The organism is Nitratireductor sp. ATLC21, assembly GCF_057196525.1.
Genome location: NZ_JBXUOU010000001.1, coordinates 1,320,314 through 1,339,193 on the forward strand (window position 1 = coordinate 1,320,314; position 18,880 = coordinate 1,339,193).

23 protein-coding genes are annotated in these 18,880 nt (G+C 58.3%); 17 read left to right on the forward strand and 6 right to left on the reverse strand.

Annotated elements, in window-relative coordinates; genetic code table 11:
* Window positions 1-10: 10 nt before the first annotated feature.
* The 13 genes from AC2CHD_RS06495 to AC2CHD_RS06555 all read left to right on the forward strand — a co-directional run bounded on the left by AC2CHD_RS06495 (window position 11) and on the right by AC2CHD_RS06555 (window position 8,923).
* On the forward strand, window positions 11-1,060 hold the full coding sequence (locus AC2CHD_RS06495) for a flagellar hook-associated family protein (RefSeq protein ID WP_484552987.1): 1,050 nt from the start codon (window positions 11-13) through the stop codon (window positions 1,058-1,060).
* Window positions 1,061-1,096: 36 nt separating this feature from the next.
* Entirely contained in the window at window positions 1,097-1,447 is a 351-nt protein-coding gene (gene flaF / locus AC2CHD_RS06500; RefSeq protein ID WP_229448470.1) for a flagellar biosynthesis regulator FlaF, read from the forward strand.
* Window positions 1,444-1,881, forward strand: a complete 438-nt coding sequence (flbT, locus tag AC2CHD_RS06505; protein ID WP_229448469.1) for a flagellar biosynthesis repressor FlbT — start codon at window positions 1,444-1,446, stop codon at window positions 1,879-1,881. The genes flaF and flbT overlap by 4 nt, the downstream gene beginning before the upstream one ends.
* Window positions 1,882-1,884: 3 nt before the next feature.
* Complete coding sequence (gene flgD / locus AC2CHD_RS06510; RefSeq protein ID WP_229448468.1) at window positions 1,885-2,283, forward strand: flagellar hook assembly protein FlgD; 399 nt, start codon at window positions 1,885-1,887, stop codon at window positions 2,281-2,283.
* A gap of 3 nt (window positions 2,284-2,286) precedes the next feature.
* Window positions 2,287-2,553 (forward strand): flagellar biosynthesis protein FliQ, encoded by a 267-nt coding sequence (gene fliQ, locus AC2CHD_RS06515; RefSeq protein WP_007008607.1) that lies wholly within the window; start codon window positions 2,287-2,289, stop codon window positions 2,551-2,553.
* Between the two features lie 97 nt (window positions 2,554-2,650).
* Window positions 2,651-4,738 carry a flagellar biosynthesis protein FlhA gene (flhA, locus tag AC2CHD_RS06520; protein WP_229448467.1) on the forward strand — a complete coding sequence of 696 codons (2,088 nt, stop codon included), beginning with the start codon at window positions 2,651-2,653 and terminating at the stop codon, window positions 4,736-4,738.
* A 60-nt stretch (window positions 4,739-4,798) separates the two neighbouring features.
* Window positions 4,799-5,545 (forward strand): flagellar biosynthetic protein FliR, encoded by a 747-nt coding sequence (fliR, locus tag AC2CHD_RS06525; protein WP_484552988.1) that lies wholly within the window; start codon window positions 4,799-4,801, stop codon window positions 5,543-5,545.
* 2 nt (window positions 5,546-5,547) lie between these two features.
* The gene (locus AC2CHD_RS06530; protein ID WP_484552989.1) at window positions 5,548-5,937 is read left to right on the forward strand and encodes a hypothetical protein; all 390 of its coding nucleotides are present in this window, start codon (window positions 5,548-5,550) and stop codon (window positions 5,935-5,937) included.
* Between the two features lie 59 nt (window positions 5,938-5,996).
* A complete protein-coding gene (locus AC2CHD_RS06535) occupies window positions 5,997-6,539 on the forward strand; it encodes a rod-binding protein (RefSeq protein ID WP_484552990.1) in 543 nt (180 codons plus the stop codon).
* 22 nt (window positions 6,540-6,561) lie between these two features.
* On the forward strand, window positions 6,562-6,975 hold the full coding sequence (locus AC2CHD_RS06540) for a hypothetical protein (RefSeq protein ID WP_484552991.1): 414 nt from the start codon (window positions 6,562-6,564) through the stop codon (window positions 6,973-6,975).
* On the forward strand, window positions 6,972-7,487 hold the full coding sequence (locus AC2CHD_RS06545) for a hypothetical protein (RefSeq protein WP_229448462.1): 516 nt from the start codon (window positions 6,972-6,974) through the stop codon (window positions 7,485-7,487). Before AC2CHD_RS06540 ends, AC2CHD_RS06545 begins: the two co-directional genes overlap by 4 nt.
* 351 nt (window positions 7,488-7,838) lie before the next feature.
* A complete protein-coding gene (locus tag AC2CHD_RS06550) occupies window positions 7,839-8,513 on the forward strand; it encodes a MarR family winged helix-turn-helix transcriptional regulator (protein WP_229448461.1) in 675 nt (224 codons plus the stop codon).
* 128 nt (window positions 8,514-8,641) lie between these two features.
* Window positions 8,642-8,923 (forward strand): SCP2 sterol-binding domain-containing protein, encoded by a 282-nt coding sequence (locus tag AC2CHD_RS06555; RefSeq protein WP_229448459.1) that lies wholly within the window; start codon window positions 8,642-8,644, stop codon window positions 8,921-8,923.
* Between the two features lie 88 nt (window positions 8,924-9,011).
* Here the strand turns inward: AC2CHD_RS06555 and AC2CHD_RS06560 are convergent, their stop codons facing one another.
* Window positions 9,012-9,575, reverse strand: coding sequence for a GNAT family N-acetyltransferase (locus AC2CHD_RS06560; protein ID WP_484552992.1), 564 nt, complete (start codon window positions 9,573-9,575; stop codon window positions 9,012-9,014).
* 64 nt (window positions 9,576-9,639) lie between these two features.
* Window positions 9,640-10,773 (reverse strand): ornithine/lysine decarboxylase, encoded by a 1,134-nt coding sequence (gene odc2, locus AC2CHD_RS06565; protein WP_484552993.1) that lies wholly within the window; start codon window positions 10,771-10,773, stop codon window positions 9,640-9,642.
* 546 nt (window positions 10,774-11,319) lie between these two features.
* Here odc2 and AC2CHD_RS06570 point away from each other — a divergent pair.
* The 4 genes from AC2CHD_RS06570 (at window position 11,320) to AC2CHD_RS06585 (ending at window position 15,285) form a co-directional block, all read left to right on the forward strand.
* Window positions 11,320-12,507, forward strand: coding sequence for an amidase (locus tag AC2CHD_RS06570; protein WP_484553232.1), 1,188 nt, complete (start codon window positions 11,320-11,322; stop codon window positions 12,505-12,507).
* Between the two features lie 11 nt (window positions 12,508-12,518).
* Window positions 12,519-13,421 (forward strand): LysR family transcriptional regulator, encoded by a 903-nt coding sequence (locus tag AC2CHD_RS06575; protein WP_484552994.1) that lies wholly within the window; start codon window positions 12,519-12,521, stop codon window positions 13,419-13,421.
* A 70-nt stretch (window positions 13,422-13,491) separates the two neighbouring features.
* Window positions 13,492-14,157 (forward strand): DUF1007 family protein, encoded by a 666-nt coding sequence (locus AC2CHD_RS06580; RefSeq protein ID WP_484552995.1) that lies wholly within the window; start codon window positions 13,492-13,494, stop codon window positions 14,155-14,157.
* A gap of 3 nt (window positions 14,158-14,160) precedes the next feature.
* Window positions 14,161-15,285 carry a nickel/cobalt transporter gene (locus AC2CHD_RS06585; protein WP_484552996.1) on the forward strand — a complete coding sequence of 375 codons (1,125 nt, stop codon included), beginning with the start codon at window positions 14,161-14,163 and terminating at the stop codon, window positions 15,283-15,285.
* Between the two features lie 13 nt (window positions 15,286-15,298).
* On the opposite strand, the gene AC2CHD_RS06590 is transcribed toward AC2CHD_RS06585, so the two are convergent.
* From AC2CHD_RS06590 to AC2CHD_RS06605, 4 genes are all read right to left on the reverse strand, one after another.
* The gene (locus AC2CHD_RS06590) at window positions 15,299-15,499 is read right to left on the reverse strand and encodes a hypothetical protein (RefSeq protein ID WP_484552997.1); all 201 of its coding nucleotides are present in this window, start codon (window positions 15,497-15,499) and stop codon (window positions 15,299-15,301) included.
* 34 nt (window positions 15,500-15,533) lie between these two features.
* The gene (locus tag AC2CHD_RS06595; RefSeq protein WP_484552998.1) at window positions 15,534-16,208 is read right to left on the reverse strand and encodes a GNAT family N-acetyltransferase; all 675 of its coding nucleotides are present in this window, start codon (window positions 16,206-16,208) and stop codon (window positions 15,534-15,536) included.
* Window positions 16,209-16,482: 274 nt separating this feature from the next.
* Window positions 16,483-18,099 carry a TRAP transporter large permease gene (locus AC2CHD_RS06600; protein ID WP_229448445.1) on the reverse strand — a complete coding sequence of 539 codons (1,617 nt, stop codon included), beginning with the start codon at window positions 18,097-18,099 and terminating at the stop codon, window positions 16,483-16,485.
* 5 nt (window positions 18,100-18,104) lie between these two features.
* The gene (locus AC2CHD_RS06605; protein ID WP_484552999.1) at window positions 18,105-18,800 is read right to left on the reverse strand and encodes a TRAP transporter small permease; all 696 of its coding nucleotides are present in this window, start codon (window positions 18,798-18,800) and stop codon (window positions 18,105-18,107) included.
* Window positions 18,801-18,880 lie beyond the last annotated feature (80 nt).

The window sequence follows — 18,880 nt, forward strand, 5'->3', positions numbered from 1 at the left end:
AAGACCGACCATGAAAACCTCCTTCATCTCATCGCTGGCTATGTCGCAATCACTGCGGTACCAGACCATGCGCATGCAGGCTGAGCTGGCTGAAAGACTGAAGGAGTCGCAAACCGGACGGCATGCTGATGTTGGCGTTGCCCTTGGTGCCCATGCCGGCCGCAACCTTTCGATGACTCGTAACATTGACCGCCTCAACGGGCTTGTCGACGCCAACGCGATTGCCGCCAACCGTCTTTCAGCAACACAAAATGCTATGACGCAAATTGGCGATCTCGGGCAAAGCCTGCTTGCCTCGTTGACCGCAGCAAAATCTGATATCGACCAGGTCTCGGTTTCCCAGGCAGAAGCCGAGCGCGTGTTGAGGTCGATCACCGGCATACTCAACACCAATCTCAATGGTGAGTATCTGTTCGCTGGCATCAACACCGACGTCAAGCCGATGTCCGACTTCCACGACCCGGCTTCGCCAGCCAAAGCCGCCTTTGATGCAGCCTTTATGGCCAAGTTCGGCTTCAGTCAGAACGACCCGGCAGCGGCGAATATCACCGCAGCCGACATGGACGACTTCCTCACCAATTTTGTGGAACCCCAGTTCGTCGGAGTGGGTTGGGAGACCAACTGGTCCAGCGCCTCCAGCCAGAAGATTACCAGCCGTATCACCCTGAATGAAACCGCGGAGACATCTCTGACGGCCAATGAGAGCGGCATCCGTAAGCTGGCTATGGTTGCGACCACGATTTCCGATCTCCTCAACGGCCCGCTCGGTGGCGAAGCGCGCACGGTACTTTACGATAGGGCGCTCACGCTTGTTGGGGAAGCCGTTGCCGAGATCGCAAATGCGCAGGCTCAGGCCGGGATTGTCGAAAACCGGGTCTCAGCAGCCAGCGAGCGGCTTTCCACACAGGTTGATTTGTTCAAGACGCTCATCAAGGACAGCGAAGGCATAGATCCTTACGAGGCTGCGACGCGGGTCAACGATCTGAGAGCCCAGCTCGACGCCTCCTACGCACTGACCGCACGCCTGCAGCAGCTCAGCATCTTGAACTATCTGCGATAACCGACAGACAGCCGGAACCAAACGAACGGGAAGCACATGTACCAGTTTTCCTACAGCGAAGTTCAGACAGACTCGCTCGCCGACGCCCGAGATCGGGAGGAACAGGTTCTGAGCCGTTCGATCGATCTTCTTCAGGCCGCGCGCGACAAGGGCCCGAACTCGCAGGAAGCCGTCGAGGCAATCCACTTCATGATCCGCGTCTGGACTGCCTTCATCGACGATTTAGGCAATCCGGAAAACGAGCTACCCAAAGAGCTCCGAGCCAATCTTATTTCAATCGGCTTATGGCTGCTGCGCGAGGGAGAAGAGGTGCGTCAGGGACGATCGCAGAACCTTGATGGTCTTATCGAGGTGTCGCAGATCATCCGCGACGGCATTCAGCAATGAGCACTTTAAAAATATCACTCAAAGCGAACGAGAAGATCTATGTCAACGGCGCTGTCATCAAGACAGACCGCAAAGTCACGCTCGAGTTCCTGAACAATGTACAATTCCTCCTCGAGAACCACGTTCTTCAGGCAGAAGATGCGCACACGCCGCTGCGTCAATTGTACTTCACCGTGCAGATAATGCTGATCACGCCAGACAATGCAGACGACGCGCGTCAGCTCTTCGCTCAGTTGCTCCCCCGGCTTTTGAACAGCTTTACAAGCGAGCGCATTCGGGCCGGCTTGAAGCATGTGGAAGAACTCGTATCGAACGGCCAGGTGTATGATGCTCTGAAGGAAATCCGTGCGCTCTATCCCGTTGAAGACGAGATTATGACGCAAAGCACGCAATCCACCACCAGCGAGCCCGTCACCGCCCTTGCAGGAGAGTAAGCTATGAACGTGGAAGCAGCATCAGGCGCCCAGACCTACAATAACGGCACCCAGCAGACCGCAGCACCCCAGACCGTCGATTACCAGGCATTCCTTCGCCTTCTGGTCGCGGAGATGAAAAACCAGGATCCCACCAGCCCGATGGAATCCACCGATTATGTGGCACAGCTTGCCACGTTCTCGCAGGTCGAGCAGTCGGTGCAGGCAAATGCCAAGCTCGACCAGATCCTGCAGGCTTCCGCCCTTGCCCAGGCCGGCAGCCTAGTGGGCCGGGAAATCACTTCCGCCGATGGCGAAACCACCGGCAAGGTGGCCGAGGTGCGCCTGTATAGCGATGGCGTCATGGCCATTCTCGAAAGCGGCGACAAAATCCCTGTCGGACCGGGTGTCGTGATCCGCTGAACGATGAACGAAGCCGACGCTCTCGATATTGTTCAGTATGCCATCTGGACAGTTCTGGTCGCCTCCAGCCCGGCGGTGATTGTCGCCATGGTGGTCGGCGTCGGGATCGCGCTCGTACAGGCGCTGACACAGGTGCAGGAAATCACCCTCACCTTCGTTCCCAAGATCGTGGCGATCCTCGTCGCTGTCGCCTTCTCCGCACCCTTCGTCGCATCGCAGATTTCCGGTTTCAGCAACGTCATTTTCCAGCGCATTGAAGGCGGCTTCTGAAGCTTTTTCAGCCCCTCTCCTCTTTCACGCAAGCTTGAGACGCTAGCTTCCACACACGGACGTGCAAACGCGTCCTGAATTGAGTGGGAATACCGGCATGGCGTTAAGCGAAGCAATCACAGGTGCAGAGACCAGAAAGCACGGCCGCGACATCGGCTTTGCCATCGGCATCGTCATCATTCTGGCTGTTCTCTTTCTGCCCATTCCAGCATTCCTGATCGACGTCGGCCTCGCTTTTTCCATAGCGCTTTCTGTGCTGATCCTCATGGTCGCGCTATGGATTCAAAGGCCACTGGATTTCTCCTCCTTCCCCACCATCCTGCTTATCGCAACGATGCTGCGCCTCTCGCTCAACATCGCCACGACCCGCGTGATCCTGTCCGAAGGTCATGAAGGAGCCAACGCGGCCGGCTATGTGATCGGTGGCTTCTCGCGCATGGTGATGAGCGGTGATTTCGTCATCGGCCTGATCGTCTTCATGATCCTGGTGGTGGTCAACTTCGTCGTGATCACCAAGGGTTCGACGCGTATCGCCGAAGTCGGCGCCCGTTTTACCCTGGATGCCATTCCCGGCAAGCAGATGTCGATCGACGCCGATCTTTCTGCTGGTACGATCGACGACAAGGAAGCTCAGCGTCGTCGCGCCGAACTTGAAGAGGAAAGCTCCTTCTTCGGCGCGATGGACGGCGCTTCGAAATTCGTGCGCGGCGATGCGATCGCTGGCCTCATCATCACCGCCATCAACATCGTCGGCGGCATCGCCATCGGATATGCACGCCACGATATGAGTATCGGCGAAGCGGCAGATGTCTTCACCAAGCTTTCTGTCGGCGACGGCCTGGTGTCGCAAATCCCCGCACTCATCGTCTCTCTTGCGGCGGGTCTGCTGGTCTCCAAGGGCGGCACGCGCGGTTCTGCCGATCAGGCGGTGTTCGGACAGCTCAGCGCCTACCCGCGTGCGCTCTTCGTTGCCGCGATGCTCTTGACCGTGCTCGGCCTCGTTCCCGGGCTCCCCTTCCTTCCCTTCGTCGCACTGGCCGGCATCATGGGCGGTATAGGCTACGCCTTGCCACGGCGTGCCCGACAGCGGCGTGAAAAAGAGAATGAAGCACAACGACAGGAACAGCTCTCCCAGGAAGAGGAGGAGCGCAACTCCGTCAAATCTTCACTCAAAACGGCCGAGATCGAACTCCTCATCGGCAAACAGCTTTCGACGCGGCTTCTGGCATCGCATCAGGAGCTCGCCTATCGCATGGGCAAAATGCGCAAGAAGTTCGCCGCTCAGTACGGTTTTGTGGTGCCCGAAGTACGCCTGACCGACGACTACTCCATTCCGCCCAAGAGTTACCGCATCAAGATCCACGGCACCGTGGTGACGGAATATCAGATGCGCGTGGGAGAGCTTCTGGTGCTCGTCGGGAATAACCGCATGCCGGACATGCCCGGTGAGGAAGTAAAGGAACCTGCGTTCGGTATGCGCGCCTTCTCAGTGCCGGAAATGTTTGCCGACGACCTGAAGCGCGAGCGCTATGCCTTCGCCGACAACATGTCGGTGCTGCTCACCCATCTGAGCGAAGTCATCCGCAACAACCTGCCGCAGCTCCTCTCCTACAAGGACATGAAGGCGCTGATTGAACGGCTCGACCCCGAGTACCGCAAGCTTGCTGATGAAATCTGCTCCTCCCACATCACCTATCCCGGCCTGCAGGCGGTGCTGAAACTGCTCCTGGCCGAGCGCGTCTCGATCCGCAACCTGCACCTGATCATCGAGGCGATTGCGGAGATTGCCCCGCATATCCGCCGCACCGAGCAGATCGTGGAGCATGTGCGCATTCGGATGGCGCAGCAGATCTGCGGAGATCTGACTGAAGGCAACACGCTCAAGGTCCTTAGGCTCGGCGGCCGCTGGGACCTTGCCTTCCACCAGGCGCTCAAGCGCGATGCCAAGGGCGAAATCCGCGAGTTCGATATCGACCCGCGCCAGCTCGAGGAGTTCGGGCAGGAAGCCAGCACCGCCATTCGCAAACACCTCGATGCCGGCGAACGCTTCGTTCTCGTCACAGCGCCAGAGGCACGCCCCTATGTGCGCATGATCACCGAGCGGCTCTTCCCCACGCTTCCCGTGCTCAGCCATGTGGAAATGGCGAAAGGGGTCGACCTCAGCGTATTGGGCTCGATCTCCTGATGACCGGTTCCGGTCTCCAGGGACTGATCCCCCGATTGATTACGGCGTTGACGTGAGCCCATGCTGGAAACCCCGCTCCTGGCCGCCTTTCTTGCTTTCTGCCGCATTGGCGGCTGCTTCCTCTTTATGCCGGGGCTTTCAAGCGTTCGTGTGCCGATGCAGGTCCGCCTGTTCGCAGCCGTCGCGGCCACATTGGCCCTGCTGGCGCATCTATGGGACCTGATCACGCCACATGTGTCCAATGAACCTGGGCCCCTCTTCCTGCTGATCGCCTCCGAACTGGCCATTGGAGCGCTGATTGGTCTCATCGCCCGCTTTTATGTGCTGTCGCTGCAGTTTATCGGCACATCCATGGCAATGTTTTCCGGCTTCGGTATGGCCGCGGGTGGTACGGCCATTGAAGAGGCCGAGGCCCAGCCACCCCTGACGGCATTCATTTCACTGTCTGCTCTGATGTTGCTTTTCGTTCTTGATTTTCATCATCAGATCATCCGCGCACTTGTGGTCTCCTATGAGCTGGCCCCGATTGAGAGCCTGTTCGATCCGCAATCGGCCCTGACCGATATTACCGACACGCTGTCCGATGCCTTCTTCGTGATGATCCGGCTTGGCAGCCCGTTTCTGGCCTATGCAATCCTGGTGAACCTCGCGATTGGCTTCATCAACAAGCTTACGCCCCAAATCCCGATCTACTTCATTTCCCTGCCGTTCGTAATCGCCGGAGGCATCATTCTACTCTATTTCGCCATTCCCTCATTGCTCGGCCTGTTTGCCGAGGGCTTCTTCCCAATCTTCGAAGGTCGCTAGCGATGCCGACACCCCGTCAGAAGCGCCTGCAGAAACTGGTTATGGTCATGCAGCGCCTCAAGGATTTTCATCAGGCCCAACACGCCGCGCACATGGCCGAGGCCGCCGTCGCACACGAAGAGGCAAAAGCCATAACCGAAACGCTCGATGCCGGATCGGCCATAACCGCCCTGTTTCCTGAACTCTATCACCGTCGCGTCGCCAGTGCGCTCGAACGCAGCCGCACAAGCACCGAGCGCGCCAGGCAGGAAGCACAGCGCCTCTTGCAGGCTGATGCACGCGGCAATGCGCTCGCGCGAGCCTATCGCGAAGCCACAGATCTCTCCGAGCGGAGTGCTGCTGACAGGGAACGTCTTGAGTTCATCGAGCGGAGCAAACCCGTCGAGACTTAAGCCTCCCACAAGCTTGTTCTGGGAAGATGCTGCCTACGAAACGAATGATGGAGGACGCCTTGGCGATATCGCCTCCCGGCGACATTGTCCTGAACGTCGCGCGCGCCGCCGACCCCGCCAAAGCTGCAGCTGCAAAAGAGCGGCTCCAGGCGAAATCCGGTGTGACCGCAAGTTTCTCGGCAGTGTTCGACAGCAATTCCGTCCAGACTTCGAAGGCCAGCGCAAACGCGCCTTCCGATGTCGAAAAGAAATTTGAGGCGATGGTGCTGCAGAACTTTATGCAGTCCCTTCTGCCTGAGGAGACATCTGCCGTCTACGGCGAGGGTCTCGCGGGTGAAATGTGGCGCTCCATGCTGGCCCAGCAACTGAGCGAGACGCTGGCAGAAAAGGGCGGCATCGGCATCGCGCGCAATGTCTTGCGCGACTATACGGTGGAAAATGAAAAGCCCGTGCCGATAGGCGCAGTCTCCCAAACACCTGAGCAGGAAGAGATCGGAAAACGCGCGCTTCTTTCCACTGCCATGGTCGAGGAAATTCAACGGGAAGCAGCCAAGACGCTAGGCGTGAACACGGCCCCGACCGGCGGCGACAAAGACAGCTGAAGTTCAGGAACGGAACAACCCCATGTATGATATGACCTCCGCAGCAAACTCCGACAATGCCTCCCTCATGTTGAACCAGCATGGTGGCGCAAGCGCTTTGGCGATCATGCGGCGCATTGAGGAAACCATCGATGCGGAAACCGCGGCAATCCGCAACGACCCCGCCTTCGACCTCAAGGCTTCCAACGCCCGCAAAAGCCGGCACCTCTACGAGCTGACCCGGGCACTCAAAGGCGCCAATGAGGCGGGGCTGGCCGATGCGCACCGGGATGCTCTCATTCGCCTGCGCGACAAGCTCGCCGACAACGAGGCCACCATTCGGGCTCACATGGGTGCGGTCAACGAAGTTGCCGATCTTCTGCAAGACGCCATCCAGCGCGCACAGACAGACGGCACCTACTCGCAGCAGGAATTCGGACAGGCCTCACCGGCATGATCAAATTCGTTTTTGCCGCGCTCTGGATCTGTGCCGTCACGGTTGGAACGATGCTCTATTCGTTCCAGTTCTCGCAGGCCAAGATCAGTGCAGAGCCACCACCCGCATTTTTCGGTGGCCTCGACTATGTGAGCACCGATGTCATCTCTGTGCCGGTGATCAAGGCCGGGGTGGTGGATGGTTATTTTCTGACCCGCCTCTCCTACTCCGTGGATTCGAAGAAACTGCCCGCCCTCAGCATCCCTGTCCAGACGATGCTGGTCGATGAAATTTATTCCCACCTCTATGCAAACCCCGCGATTGACTACACAAGCAAAGAGGGCTTCGACGTTGTAGCTTTCCGGGATGGGCTTCGCGACAGCATCAACGAGCGCGTCGGCGATAAGCTCATCCACGAGGTATTCATCGAGCAGGCCGAATATTTGTCGAAGAGCGAGATCCGCGACAAGACTGCCCGCAGCAGGCTCGGACCGGCAGAAGCCGCGCCCGCACCCAAGAAGAGCGCTCACTAAGCCTAGCGGGGGTGGGCATGGCAGATAATCTCCGGACGCATCCTTCTCCATTGCATTGAACAGAGAGACAAGCTCTCACATCCCGCTTGAGCTTCCCCCGACTTGTTGTGAGATATGCGATCGCCGAGCCGAAGAAGGCTTTGGCGGTGAAGAAATACATATGAACCATAATATTTATTGATTTTAGCAATCAGACAAAGCCATATACGAAAAGTAGAAGTATTAAATAATATTATTTATAAAACTTATATCCATAAACATAATATACAAAAACCTCATTCTATGTGAACTTTTGTATCCAAACGCCTCATTCTTGTCCAAAATGGATCTGTTTAATGTGGATATAGGGCGTTGCCTTATACGGCCAACGTATGCAAACAGTCTTTTGCTACTTCGGTGGTCTCGCCAATTATCGGTCGAGATGCAAAGCACTGTTTCGACGATGCGGTTTATGCGGGCCGAAAGAGTATAGTTTGGAGATTTACAGTGAAGATGACCCAGCCTTCGGTCAATATATCCACCGGAAACCCCGGGAATGAATATCTTGATGTTTTTGAGAGCCACGCTCAGAGCCCCTGTTTACCGCTTCTGGCGACCGCCATCGGCTACAAGCTGCGCCGGGCGCAACTTGTCGTATTTCAGGATTTCCAGAAGTCCTTTGCCTGCGTGAAGCTGCGACCAACCGAATTTGCAGTCTTGTCTCTGATTGCCGCCAATCCGGGCCAAAAGCAAACAGAGGTGGCGGAGCAGTTGGGCATCAAGCGCGCCAATTTCGTTGCACTCATGGATTGCCTTGAGACCCGCGGTCTGGCTGAGCGTCGCAAAGGCGACATCGACCGCCGGTCACATTCCCTGCACCTCACTGCAAAGGGCTCCGATTTCGTTTCTGAGATCTCGAAATTGTGGGCTCAGCATGAGAAGCGGATCATTGAAAGACTAGGGGGAGAAGACAATAGAGATGCTCTGATCGCACTTCTCGACCGCCTGCTTGTCGGCAAGAAACGAGCGCCAATACCACGACGTTGACGGCAAGAAAGACGTTGACGTAAACGTCAAGTATAACCTACTGTCCGCCAGCGGCAGACTGCACCCGACATGTGCTATTGCCAACCGAATGACAACACAACGCAGATGCGCATACAGGGAGAATCCATATGGGGATGGACGCAATTGCCGATAAAGTGAAGGCCCGCGTGGCGGCTTCGGATTTCAGCCGTTCGGTCAAGTTTGACTGTGGAGATGACGGTGTCATCGTGGTGGATGGCAGCGCTGTTTCTACTGAAGATGGTCAGGCCGATTGCGTCATCAGCTTGTCCAAAGACGATCTGGAAGCAATGATATCGGGCGACCTCGACCCAACAGCTGCATTCATGCAGGGAAAACTCAAGGTTGATGGCGACATGTCTGTCGCCATGCAGCTGAGCCAGATCTTGTAACGCACTCCCCTGAGCTGGAGACGCATAAGCTCTGAGAAAAGATTTGCCGGAGCGGATCGCAAATCCTGTGCGATCCGCTCCGGCATCATCAAGCAACCAGACTGCGCCTAGCTGCTTTCCGTCCGGTGGGACAAAGCGTGCCGCTCGCGTGCGCCATCGCGCCCGTTGTAAGCTCCAACGCCAAAAACCTGTGGGCCTCGTATGGGCCGGGCATGGAAATCCCCCCTGTCAGGTCGGACGTGAAACCAAAGCGGCCATAATAGCCGGCATCACCGACGAGCAGGATAGCCTGATGCTCCAGCCGACGCGCCTCTGCAATCGCATGGCGCATCAGCGCAGCGCCAATCCCCTGCCCGGCGAACTCTCTTTCAACTGCTAGCGGTCCGAGAAGAAGCGCATTGGCGCCAGCATCGCCCAGGCGAACGTTCCAGAGGCGGACAGAGCCGATCATACGACCGCCCAAGTCACGCGCAACGAACGCCAAACCTTCCGCCGGCAAACGACCGCGGCGCAGCTTCTCCGAAGATTTTGACTTGCGCCGAGGGCCCATGACGCGATCCAGCAGAGCCTCCCGCTCGGCCGCATCACCAGCCTTTTCGCAAAGAATCGAGATGGCAGGCGCACATGCGCTGCCGAAAACAGCCTGTTCCATAAGCCTGATCCTGAAATCCGGAAAACCCGGCCCGCGCTGCAGCGCGCGGGCAACACAGTCTAGGTCAGATCACATAGGATCGGAGCGGCTCGAAACCGTTGAAAGCCACCGATGCATAGGTCGTGGTGTATGCACCCGTGCCCTCGATCAGCACCTCATCGCCTATGGTCAGCGACAGCGGCAGCGGATAAGGGGTCTTCTCATACATCACATCGGCGGAATCACAGGTCGGACCAGCGAGCACGCATGGCGCCGTTTCGCTGCCGTCGTGACGCGTCACGAGTGGGTAGCGGATCGCCTCGTCCATGGTCTCGGCCAGACCGCCAAACTTGCCGATATCAAGATAGACCCAGCGGACATTGTCGTTGTCCGCCTTTTTGGAGATCAGCACCACTTCCGACTTGATGACACCTGCATTGCCCACCATGCCGCGCCCTGGCTCGATAATCGTTTCGGGAATGCGGTTGCCGAAATGCTTGCGAAGCGCTGAAAAGATCGCCTGGCCGTAAGCCTGAGCGGCTGGCACATCCCGCAGGTAACGCGTCGGGAAGCCGCCACCCATATTGACCATGCGCAGCACAATACCTTCGTCGGCCAGCGCACCAAAAACACCACGCGCGTCAGCCAGTGCACGATCCCAAGCGTCGAGATCGGTTTGCTGCGAACCAACGTGAAAGGAAACCCCGTAGGGGTCCAGACCGAGGGCGCGGGCATGGCGCAGGACGTTGACAGCCATGGCCGGTACACAGCCAAACTTGCGCGACAGTGGCCACTCGGCCCCGGCGCCATCCGTCAGGACACGGCAGAACACTTTGCTACCGGGTGCAACACGAGCGATTTTTTCCACCTCTTCCTCGCAATCGACCGCGAACAGGCGGATGCCCAGTTCATAGGCACGCGCGATATCGCGCTCCTTCTTGATCGTGTTGCCATAGGAGATGCGGTCTGCAGTCGCGCCAGCATTCATCGCCATCTCGATCTCGGCCACCGAAGCCGTGTCGAAGCTGGAGCCCAACTGAGCAAGAAGACGCAGGATTTCCGGTGCCGGGTTGGCCTTCACCGCATAGTAGATCCGGGAATCAGGCAGTGCCTTTTCGAAGGCGCAAAAATTGTCGCGCACCACGTCGAGATCAACGACGAGGCAGGGCCCCTCGGGACGTCGGGTGGCGAGGAAATCGAGAATACGCTGGGTGGCCATTGTGTCTCTCCAATCGCGGCTTTCAGACCGCGTTACCGAAGCTTCGAACTGCGAAAGCGAACCTTGCTTCCGCGGTGGACAAAGGGCGCGGCATGCGCACACGGGAGCCGGCAGGTGGAGAGCACCGGAACCAGGTCATGCGATAACGCGCTACGATGCATTCCCGCCTCGCGGCGAAGATGCGCTTTGTCTGCCTCAGCTTTGGATGGGAGATCCCAACCGCACTGCCGGCAATGAAGGTGTGCCTCTTCAGTAACCCCGGCTTTTGGACAGCCGGCAGACACCAGAAAGGCCCGCACCGTCGTTGCTTCAAGATGTCCTCGGTTTGATGGTTGGCCATCAGACCGACTGGAGCGGTTAGGTCCAGGTACCGTACCGGTTTCCTCGCCATTTTCGAGGCCCGGCGGACACCCACAGGCACGTGCGACTTTGGGCAGCGCGGATATAGGCGCAACGGCTGTCACAATCAATGAAAAATTTTATGTCCTTGAAAAAAAGCGCGTGAATGCCGACCTTTGGCGCTCTGGGGCGATGAGGAAGACGATGATGATCAAGATGCGCGATACGCTGAACGCTTTCCTCGATTACCCAGACGCTTCTCCTCCTGCCAGTGGCGAGGGACCATTGGCGGGTCTGACGCTTGGTGTGAAAGATATCTTCGACGTGGCGGGATATCCGACCGGTGGCGGCAATCCGCGCCGCGCTGAGCATTTTCCCCGTGCCCAGAACACAGCACCCGCAATCCAGCAACTTCTTGATGCGGGCGCACGCTTCATTGGCAAGACACAAACCGATGAACTGACCTTCTCGATGATTGGGCAGAACGCCCACTACCCCGCTCCAGTCAATCGCGCCGCACCGCAACGTTTCACCGGTGGCTCTTCTTCCGGTTCGGCCGCAGCGGTGGCTGGCGGGTTGGCCGACATTGCCGCCGGTTCTGACACGAATGGCTCCATCCGCGCGCCCGCTTCCTATTGTGGCCTGATCGGTCTCCGCACGACGCACGGCCGCATCCCGCTCGAGGGAGCCATGCCCCTTGCCCCGTCTTTCGACACGTTTGGCTGGTTCTCCCGGGATGCAATTATCTATTCACGGGTCGGCGATGTGCTTCTTGGAAGCGATCCGCATAAGGACTGTCTCGTGCGCCCGGTCCGCATCTCGGATTTCGAGGCCCTTCTTTTCGCGGAGCAGGAGCGCTCGGTCTACGGCGCGATGTTTGCGTCGGTCATGCATCATTTCGACCGGGACGCTGCCTTCCTTGCTCTGCCTGGCTCCATGGACAGACTGTTCGAGTGCTTCCGTATTATCCAGGCTTTCGAGGCTTGGCAGGTGCATGGCGAGTTCATCCGCTCTGCAAACCCGCAACTCGGTCCCGGCGTTCACGAACGGTTCGAGTTTGGCAGCCGTCTGAGCGCGACGACGGTGGCCGAGGCGCGCGCTGAGCGCCATCGTTTTCAACAGGACTTTGCAGCACTCTTCGATCACGACATGGTGCTCGTCATGCCGACCCAGCCGACCGTGGCGCCGCTGAAAAACGCTACGCAGGAAGAGCTCGACCGATATCGAAGCCTTGCGCTGAAGCTTACGTCCATTGCCGGCCTACTGGGCTGGCCGCAGATCACCATCCCTCTCGGCCAGGTGCATGATGCCCCCTTCGGCATCTCACTGCTCGGGCCCGCCGGCAGCGACCGGCAGCTCATCCGCATCGCCGCCGACATCCTCTCTGGAAGCTGAAGGAAACTCTCGTGGACACACTCAGCCGCATGCGCGCATTCGTCGATGTAGTCGAGGCCGAAGGCTTTTCCGCCGCCGCGCGAAAGGTCGGAAAATCGAAGGCGCTTTTGTCGAAATATGTCCGCGAGCTGGAAGACGAACTGGGCGCCCTTCTGCTCAACCGCACCACAAGGCAGTTGTCCCTCACGGAAGCCGGCCACACCTATTTCGCCCGCGCCGTTGAACTGTTGCGTGATGTCGAGGACCTTGCCGAGGCGGTGCGCGATTCTTCAGGAGATGTCCGCGGCAGGATAAAGCTCTCCGCACCCCGTACATTTGCCGATGCTCCCATCGGTCAATCACTCATCGATTTCGCCAGCGCGCACCCGGACGTCACGCTCGAAATCAATCTCGACGACCGTTTCGTGGACCTCGTCGAAGAGGGGTTCGATCTTGCGATTCGCATCACCAAGCTCGCCGACTCTTCGCTGATCGCCAAGCGGCTGGCCCCCTTCCGCGTAGTGCTTTGCGCGTCCCCTGAGTTAATCTCCCGTCATGGTGAACCAGGCACGCCGCAAGAGCTCACCCATTTACCCTGTATTGTAGACACCAACAGTCGCTACCGTCAGAATTGGCCGTTCCGCCTGGAAGATGGCACAACCGTCAATGTCCCGGTCACCGGGCGCCTGGAGGTAAACAGCCCCATGGCGGCCAGAGCAGCGGCTTTGTCCGGCCTGGGTTTCGCCATCCTGCCGGACTTCATCGCGGATCCGGAAATCAGTGCCGGTCGTCTGGTCCCCCTGCTCGAGCAAAACAGCTTCGACGGCGCCGGAATATACGCCATCTATCCGCATCGACGCTATTTGCCTGCAAAAGTCCGCGCGTTTGTGGACTTTCTCGCCCAGTGGCTGAAAGAAAATTATCCCAACAAATAACAGCGCGTCCAATTTCCGCCCGTTTCGTGTACATAACAGCAAAGACGATCTGGGAGCAGGACTGTTGGGTATGCCGATTCGCAGGAATTACACGTTTGGAACCGGCACCACGCTTCTTGCCCTTCTCTTCGCCGTTCCCGCCCTTGCTCATCCACACGTGTTTGCCGAAGCTCGGCTCGACGTGAATGTCGATGACGCTGGAAACGTATCGTCCCTCCATCACGTCTGGCGTTTCGACGACCTTTTCTCCAGCACGGTTCTGGTCGAGTTCGACAAGAACCAGGACCTCGCGCTCGATCAGGCGGAACTCGAAGAGGTTGCAGGCGTCGTTCACGGGTCGCTTGCCGATTTCAATTATTTCCAGTTGGTCACGCGGGACGGCAAGGATGTCCCCATGCAAGCCCCCGACCGACTTGTCGCCGACTTCGTCGACAATCAGCTCATCATCCTGTTTGAATCCGCACCCGAAGCGCCCCTTCCCCTTAGCGGTGAAATTCATTTTGGTGTTTACGACCCCACCTTCTACACAGCCATCGATTTCGTTGAAGACAGCTACATGACCGTCAACAATCTTCCGGCTGGCTGCACCCGCAGCGTCATTCGCCCGGATCCTGATGAAGCGATCGCCCAGAATCAGCAGACGCTGACAGAAGCTTTTTTCAACGATCCAACCGGCAATGACATGAGTCAGATCTTTGCTACCCGCCTGGAGCTAATCTGCAGCAAGGATAGCTGAACCATGCTCCGATTCCGCCACGTCGCTGCCGCCTCTGCAATCCTTCTTCTGATCTGCAGCGCGGCCTTGGCCCAAAGCTCGCTCGGCATTGGAGCGGCCGAACCGGCGATCAACCCGACCGGCCCGTTTGCTGGCACCCTGCAATGGATCAACGCACAGCAGCAGGCATTTTATCGCACTCTGACCGGCGCCTTGAAGGCGATGCGTGAAGATGGCAGCAAGCTCTGGGTGCTTATCGGCCTTTCATTCGCTTATGGCGTTTTCCACGCAGCCGGACCTGGACACGGCAAAGCCGTCATTTCCTCCTACATGCTCGCCAATGAGGTGGCATTGCGCCGCGGCGTCATTCTCTCTTTCGCCTCAGCACTGCTTCAAGGCGCAACCGCCATCATTCTGATGGGTGTCGTCTTTCTCGCGTTGCGTGGGACGTCGATCTCCATGACCGATGCGGCATGGTTTCTTGAAACTGTAAGCTTCGGGCTGATCGCGGCTTTCGGTGCCTGGCTCCTCTGGCGCAAGCTCACAGGCCTCATCCGCACCCGTGTCCCCGCCCCGCAACCCATGCACAGCCTTTCGGCGGCCCATGTCCATGAACACACTCCCCACCATGTTCATGCGCATGATTGTGATCATCACCACCACTCCACCTGCGGTCACGAGCATCATCATCACGTGCATGAACACGCATGTGGACATGACCTTGATCACGGGCACGGGCACGAAGCTGCACACGATCACGACTCTGATGCGGTCTGCCCCAGCTGCGGCCATTCTCACGCCCCGGACCCCGCCCTGCTGACGGGAGAACGTTTTGACTGGAAAACCGCAGGCTCTGCCATCGCCGCCGTGGGCATACGCCCCTGCTCCGGTGCACTGATCGTGCTCACCTTTGCATTTCTGAACAGCCTCTGGCTTGGTGGCATTCTATCGGTGATTGCCATGTCGATCGGAACGGCGATCACCGTTTCGGTGCTGGCGACCCTCGCCGTTACGGCGAAGAACTGGGCAGTGGCCTTGTCGGGCGGCAACCGCGCGAGCAACCACATTCACACTGCGATAGAGATCGGGGGCGCCGCCCTTGTTATGCTTCTGGGCCTGACCCTCCTGGCAGCAAGCCTTGCCGCCTGAGTGGCTAGCCGGATCAGTTGCGTTTCCGCTGAGCGCGGGCGCGCAACCAGAAGACCATGAAGAATGCCAGCACGAAAAGAACAGCGACGACGCCTGCAATCCAGGGCGAATAGGCACCGATGGCGAGCATGATGCGCGGCATCAGATAGGCCACGACACCAAAACCCATGAGGATGAGCGCGGCTGCGATCGCCGCCTTGCGATTTTCCGACAAAGGACCCTGCCTGTCTGCTCGCCGAGCTCCAGGGTCAGTCCCTGAAAGCTTCCAGCCTTTTCTTCTGACGGCCTTCCTTATCGAAGTTGGCTGGATCAAGCCATGCGTCAAATGCACTTTTTAGCGCCGGCCACTCGCTGTCGAGTATCGAGTACCAGGCCGTGTCGCGGTTCTCGCTCTTTACGATCATATGCTGACGGAAGACGCCTTCAAACTTGAAACCGAACCGCTCTGCGGCGCGACGCGAGGGCAGATTGGCATTGTTGCACTTCCATTCGAAGCGCCTGTACCCCAGATCATCAAAGACGTAGCTGGCAAAAAGATAGAGCGCCTCGGTCGCCCGCACGCTGCGCGATATCCCCGGTCCCCAATAAATGTTTCCAGCCTCTATAACACCATTGGCCCGGTCGATACGCATCAGTGCCTGCCGGCCGCCGACATGTCCTGTCGCCCTGTCGATCACTGCGTAGAAAAACGGATCGGCGCTCTTGGCCGCCGTTTCAAGCCAGGGCCTGAACGCCTCCTCGCTTTCCGGCGGATATTCTGCCAGCCAGCGAAATCGCTCATCCGCATCGGCAACCGTGGATACGGCATAAAGACCATTGCCATGGAGCACCGGATCAAGGGGCTCGAGCCTGACGTTACGTCCCTCAAGCACCTTGCGTTCCGGGCGCGGTCTGGTGCTCCATTTGATGAGATCGGTCTGCATACGGATGTTCTCCAGCCTTGCCCGGGCTTTGCCCAGCCTTGTCATTGTTCTGCAAAGCATGGTGGCGCGCCGCACGAAAGGCCCAGCAGGACATGCAGACCTGCGCCAGACAGCACTCGAGCATGGATAGAGAGGAGAATGAAAACGGACGAGGCGGCCACTGGTCGGCCGCCCCGTTTCGAACCGTGCTTGGGAGGAGGAAAGCCGATCCGACAGTCAGAATCCTAACTGCCCAATCGTTAACGTTTACTTAACGAAATTCCTCAAATCGCAGTTACCTTGTCACGATCTCAGGCCCCATAAGGCTGTATGGCAGCCATGTTGACATAACCGGCATATAGGTAACCAGTATCAGGAAGATAAACAGAACCGCCACGAATGGTGCCGCCGCACGCACCACCTGGATCAAGCTCATGCCGGTTATGCCGCTTGTCACGAACAGATTGAGCCCGATTGGCGGCGTGATCATGCCGATTTCCATGTTCACCACCATGATGATGCCGAGGTGGACCGGATCCACACCCAGTTCCATAGCGATGGGGAACACAACTGGGGCAACGATAAGAAGAAGGCCTGATGGCTCCATGAACTGCCCTCCCAGAAGCAGAAGCAGATTCACGGCGATCAGGAAGGTAAACCAGGTGAAACCGGCATCGACCATGAGACCTGTGATGGCCTGGGGGATCCGTTCGGCCGTAAGCACATGGGCGAACAGAAGCGCGTTGACGATGATGAACATCAGCATGACCGTTGTGCGCGCAGCATCGACCGTCACTTTCCGTGTCTCTTCGTTGAAGAAGGCGCGCAGGAAATTCCGTCCCATCAGGCTCAGATTGCGCCGCCAGATCGGCAGGCTCGCCGAAAGCAATCGCGGCAGTGCCGCGGGCCCATCCCCGCTGCGCCACACTGCATAAGCCACCATGGCCACCAGAGAGAGGACGACCCCGGTCACCGTACGCCCCTGCAGCGTCACCCCGTCCCAGTCCGCTGTCAGGAAAAAGCTCAAAATCATCCAGACAAAGAAGAATGCGAGCGCATAGACCGTGGCCGAAAATCCCACCCTTGCGCGCGGGCCATCTTCCTCCTTGACCCACCGCTCGTTCTTCATGGGTCCCATGTCGCGATAAACGAACAAGGCCACCGCGAAGGAATACACTGCGGCAACGGCAGCCGCTTCGGTCGGCGTGAAAACTCCGCCATAAATGCCGCCGAGAATGATGATGATCAAAAAAAGGCCCCAGCCCGCCTCCTTGCCGCCCTCGACGATCTCGTGAAAGCCTTTCCATTCCTCGGCCGGGAGGTTGCGGACCCGTGCCATCACATAGATGGCAACCATCAGCATCAGACCTGCAACGAGCCCGGGCACTACACCGGCCAGAAACATCCGCCCCACAGACACATCCGTGGCCGCCGAATAAACGACCATCACGATGGACGGCGGTATCAGAATGCCAAGGGTGCCCGCATTGGCGATGATGCCGGCCGCAAACTCCTTGGAGTATCCAACCTGCCGCATACCGGCGATGGCTATTGTACCAATCGCAACCACCGTTGCCGGCGACGAACCGGAAAGGGCGGCAAACATCATGCATGCCAGCACAGACGCCATTGCCAGACCGCCGCGAAAATGGCCGACGGAAGCGATGGCGAACCGGATGATGCGTCGCGCAACGCCACCCGTCGACATGAAGGCGGACGCCAGAATGAAGAACGGAATCGCCAGAAGCGTGTAGTTCTGCGAAGCCGTGAAAAGCTGAAGCGCCACCGAGGAGATGGAATCGCTGGAAAAGAACGCGATGATGATAAGCGACGAGAGCCCCAGGGCCACCGCAACCGGCACCCCGAGGAACAGGAGGAGCAAAACGAGGACGAAAAGAATGGCCGGTTCCATCGCCGCTACTCCTTCAGGGCATCTTTGTTTTCGGCGACGAGATCTTCTGCTTCGTGGCCGGCAATGATCAGGTCGCGCTCGCCCTTGGCGATACCCACCACGCCCTCAAGAGCGCGAAATGCGAGGAGGGCGAGCCCCACGGGCAACATGAGATAGGCCACCCAACGCTGAACGCGATCCTGCAGTCCGAACGCCTCCTGCATCCAGAGCGGGTAGCGGAGATCGTCGAGCCCGGTGCCCCGGTCAAACATGAATTTCCAGTATCCGATAGCGCCGGTCTGGCGCCAATTGGTGGACACATCGGCCCCCACGAGCGTCATCCAACCCGCGTAGAGAAGAATGAAGGCGTAAAGGAAAACACAGACAGCGCCGAAAATCGCCACCGCCTTGAAAAGCCGGGAAGGAAGCAGCCGAATGAAAGCATCGACCCCCAGATGGATGCCGTTCTTCACGCCATAACTCATCCCGAACAGGATCATCCACGCAAACAGGATGCGTGTGAACTCCAGAGCCCCACCCCATCCGCTGTTGAAGCCGTATCTGGCAATAACCTGGGTGAAAGAGACAAATGTGATCGCCGCCAGAAGTATGGCAAGCACATTCTCCTCAAACCGCCCGACCGCATCGGGAAAACGCCGTTCCAGGAGGAACATGACGGCCACGATTGCGACAAGCCCGAGCGCTGGCCATAACAGAACCATGATTTCCCTCCCGAAGATCGCCTGCCACAAGACCGCCCGCACACGGCGGACGGCCCTGCATAACGCGACGAGGGGAGACG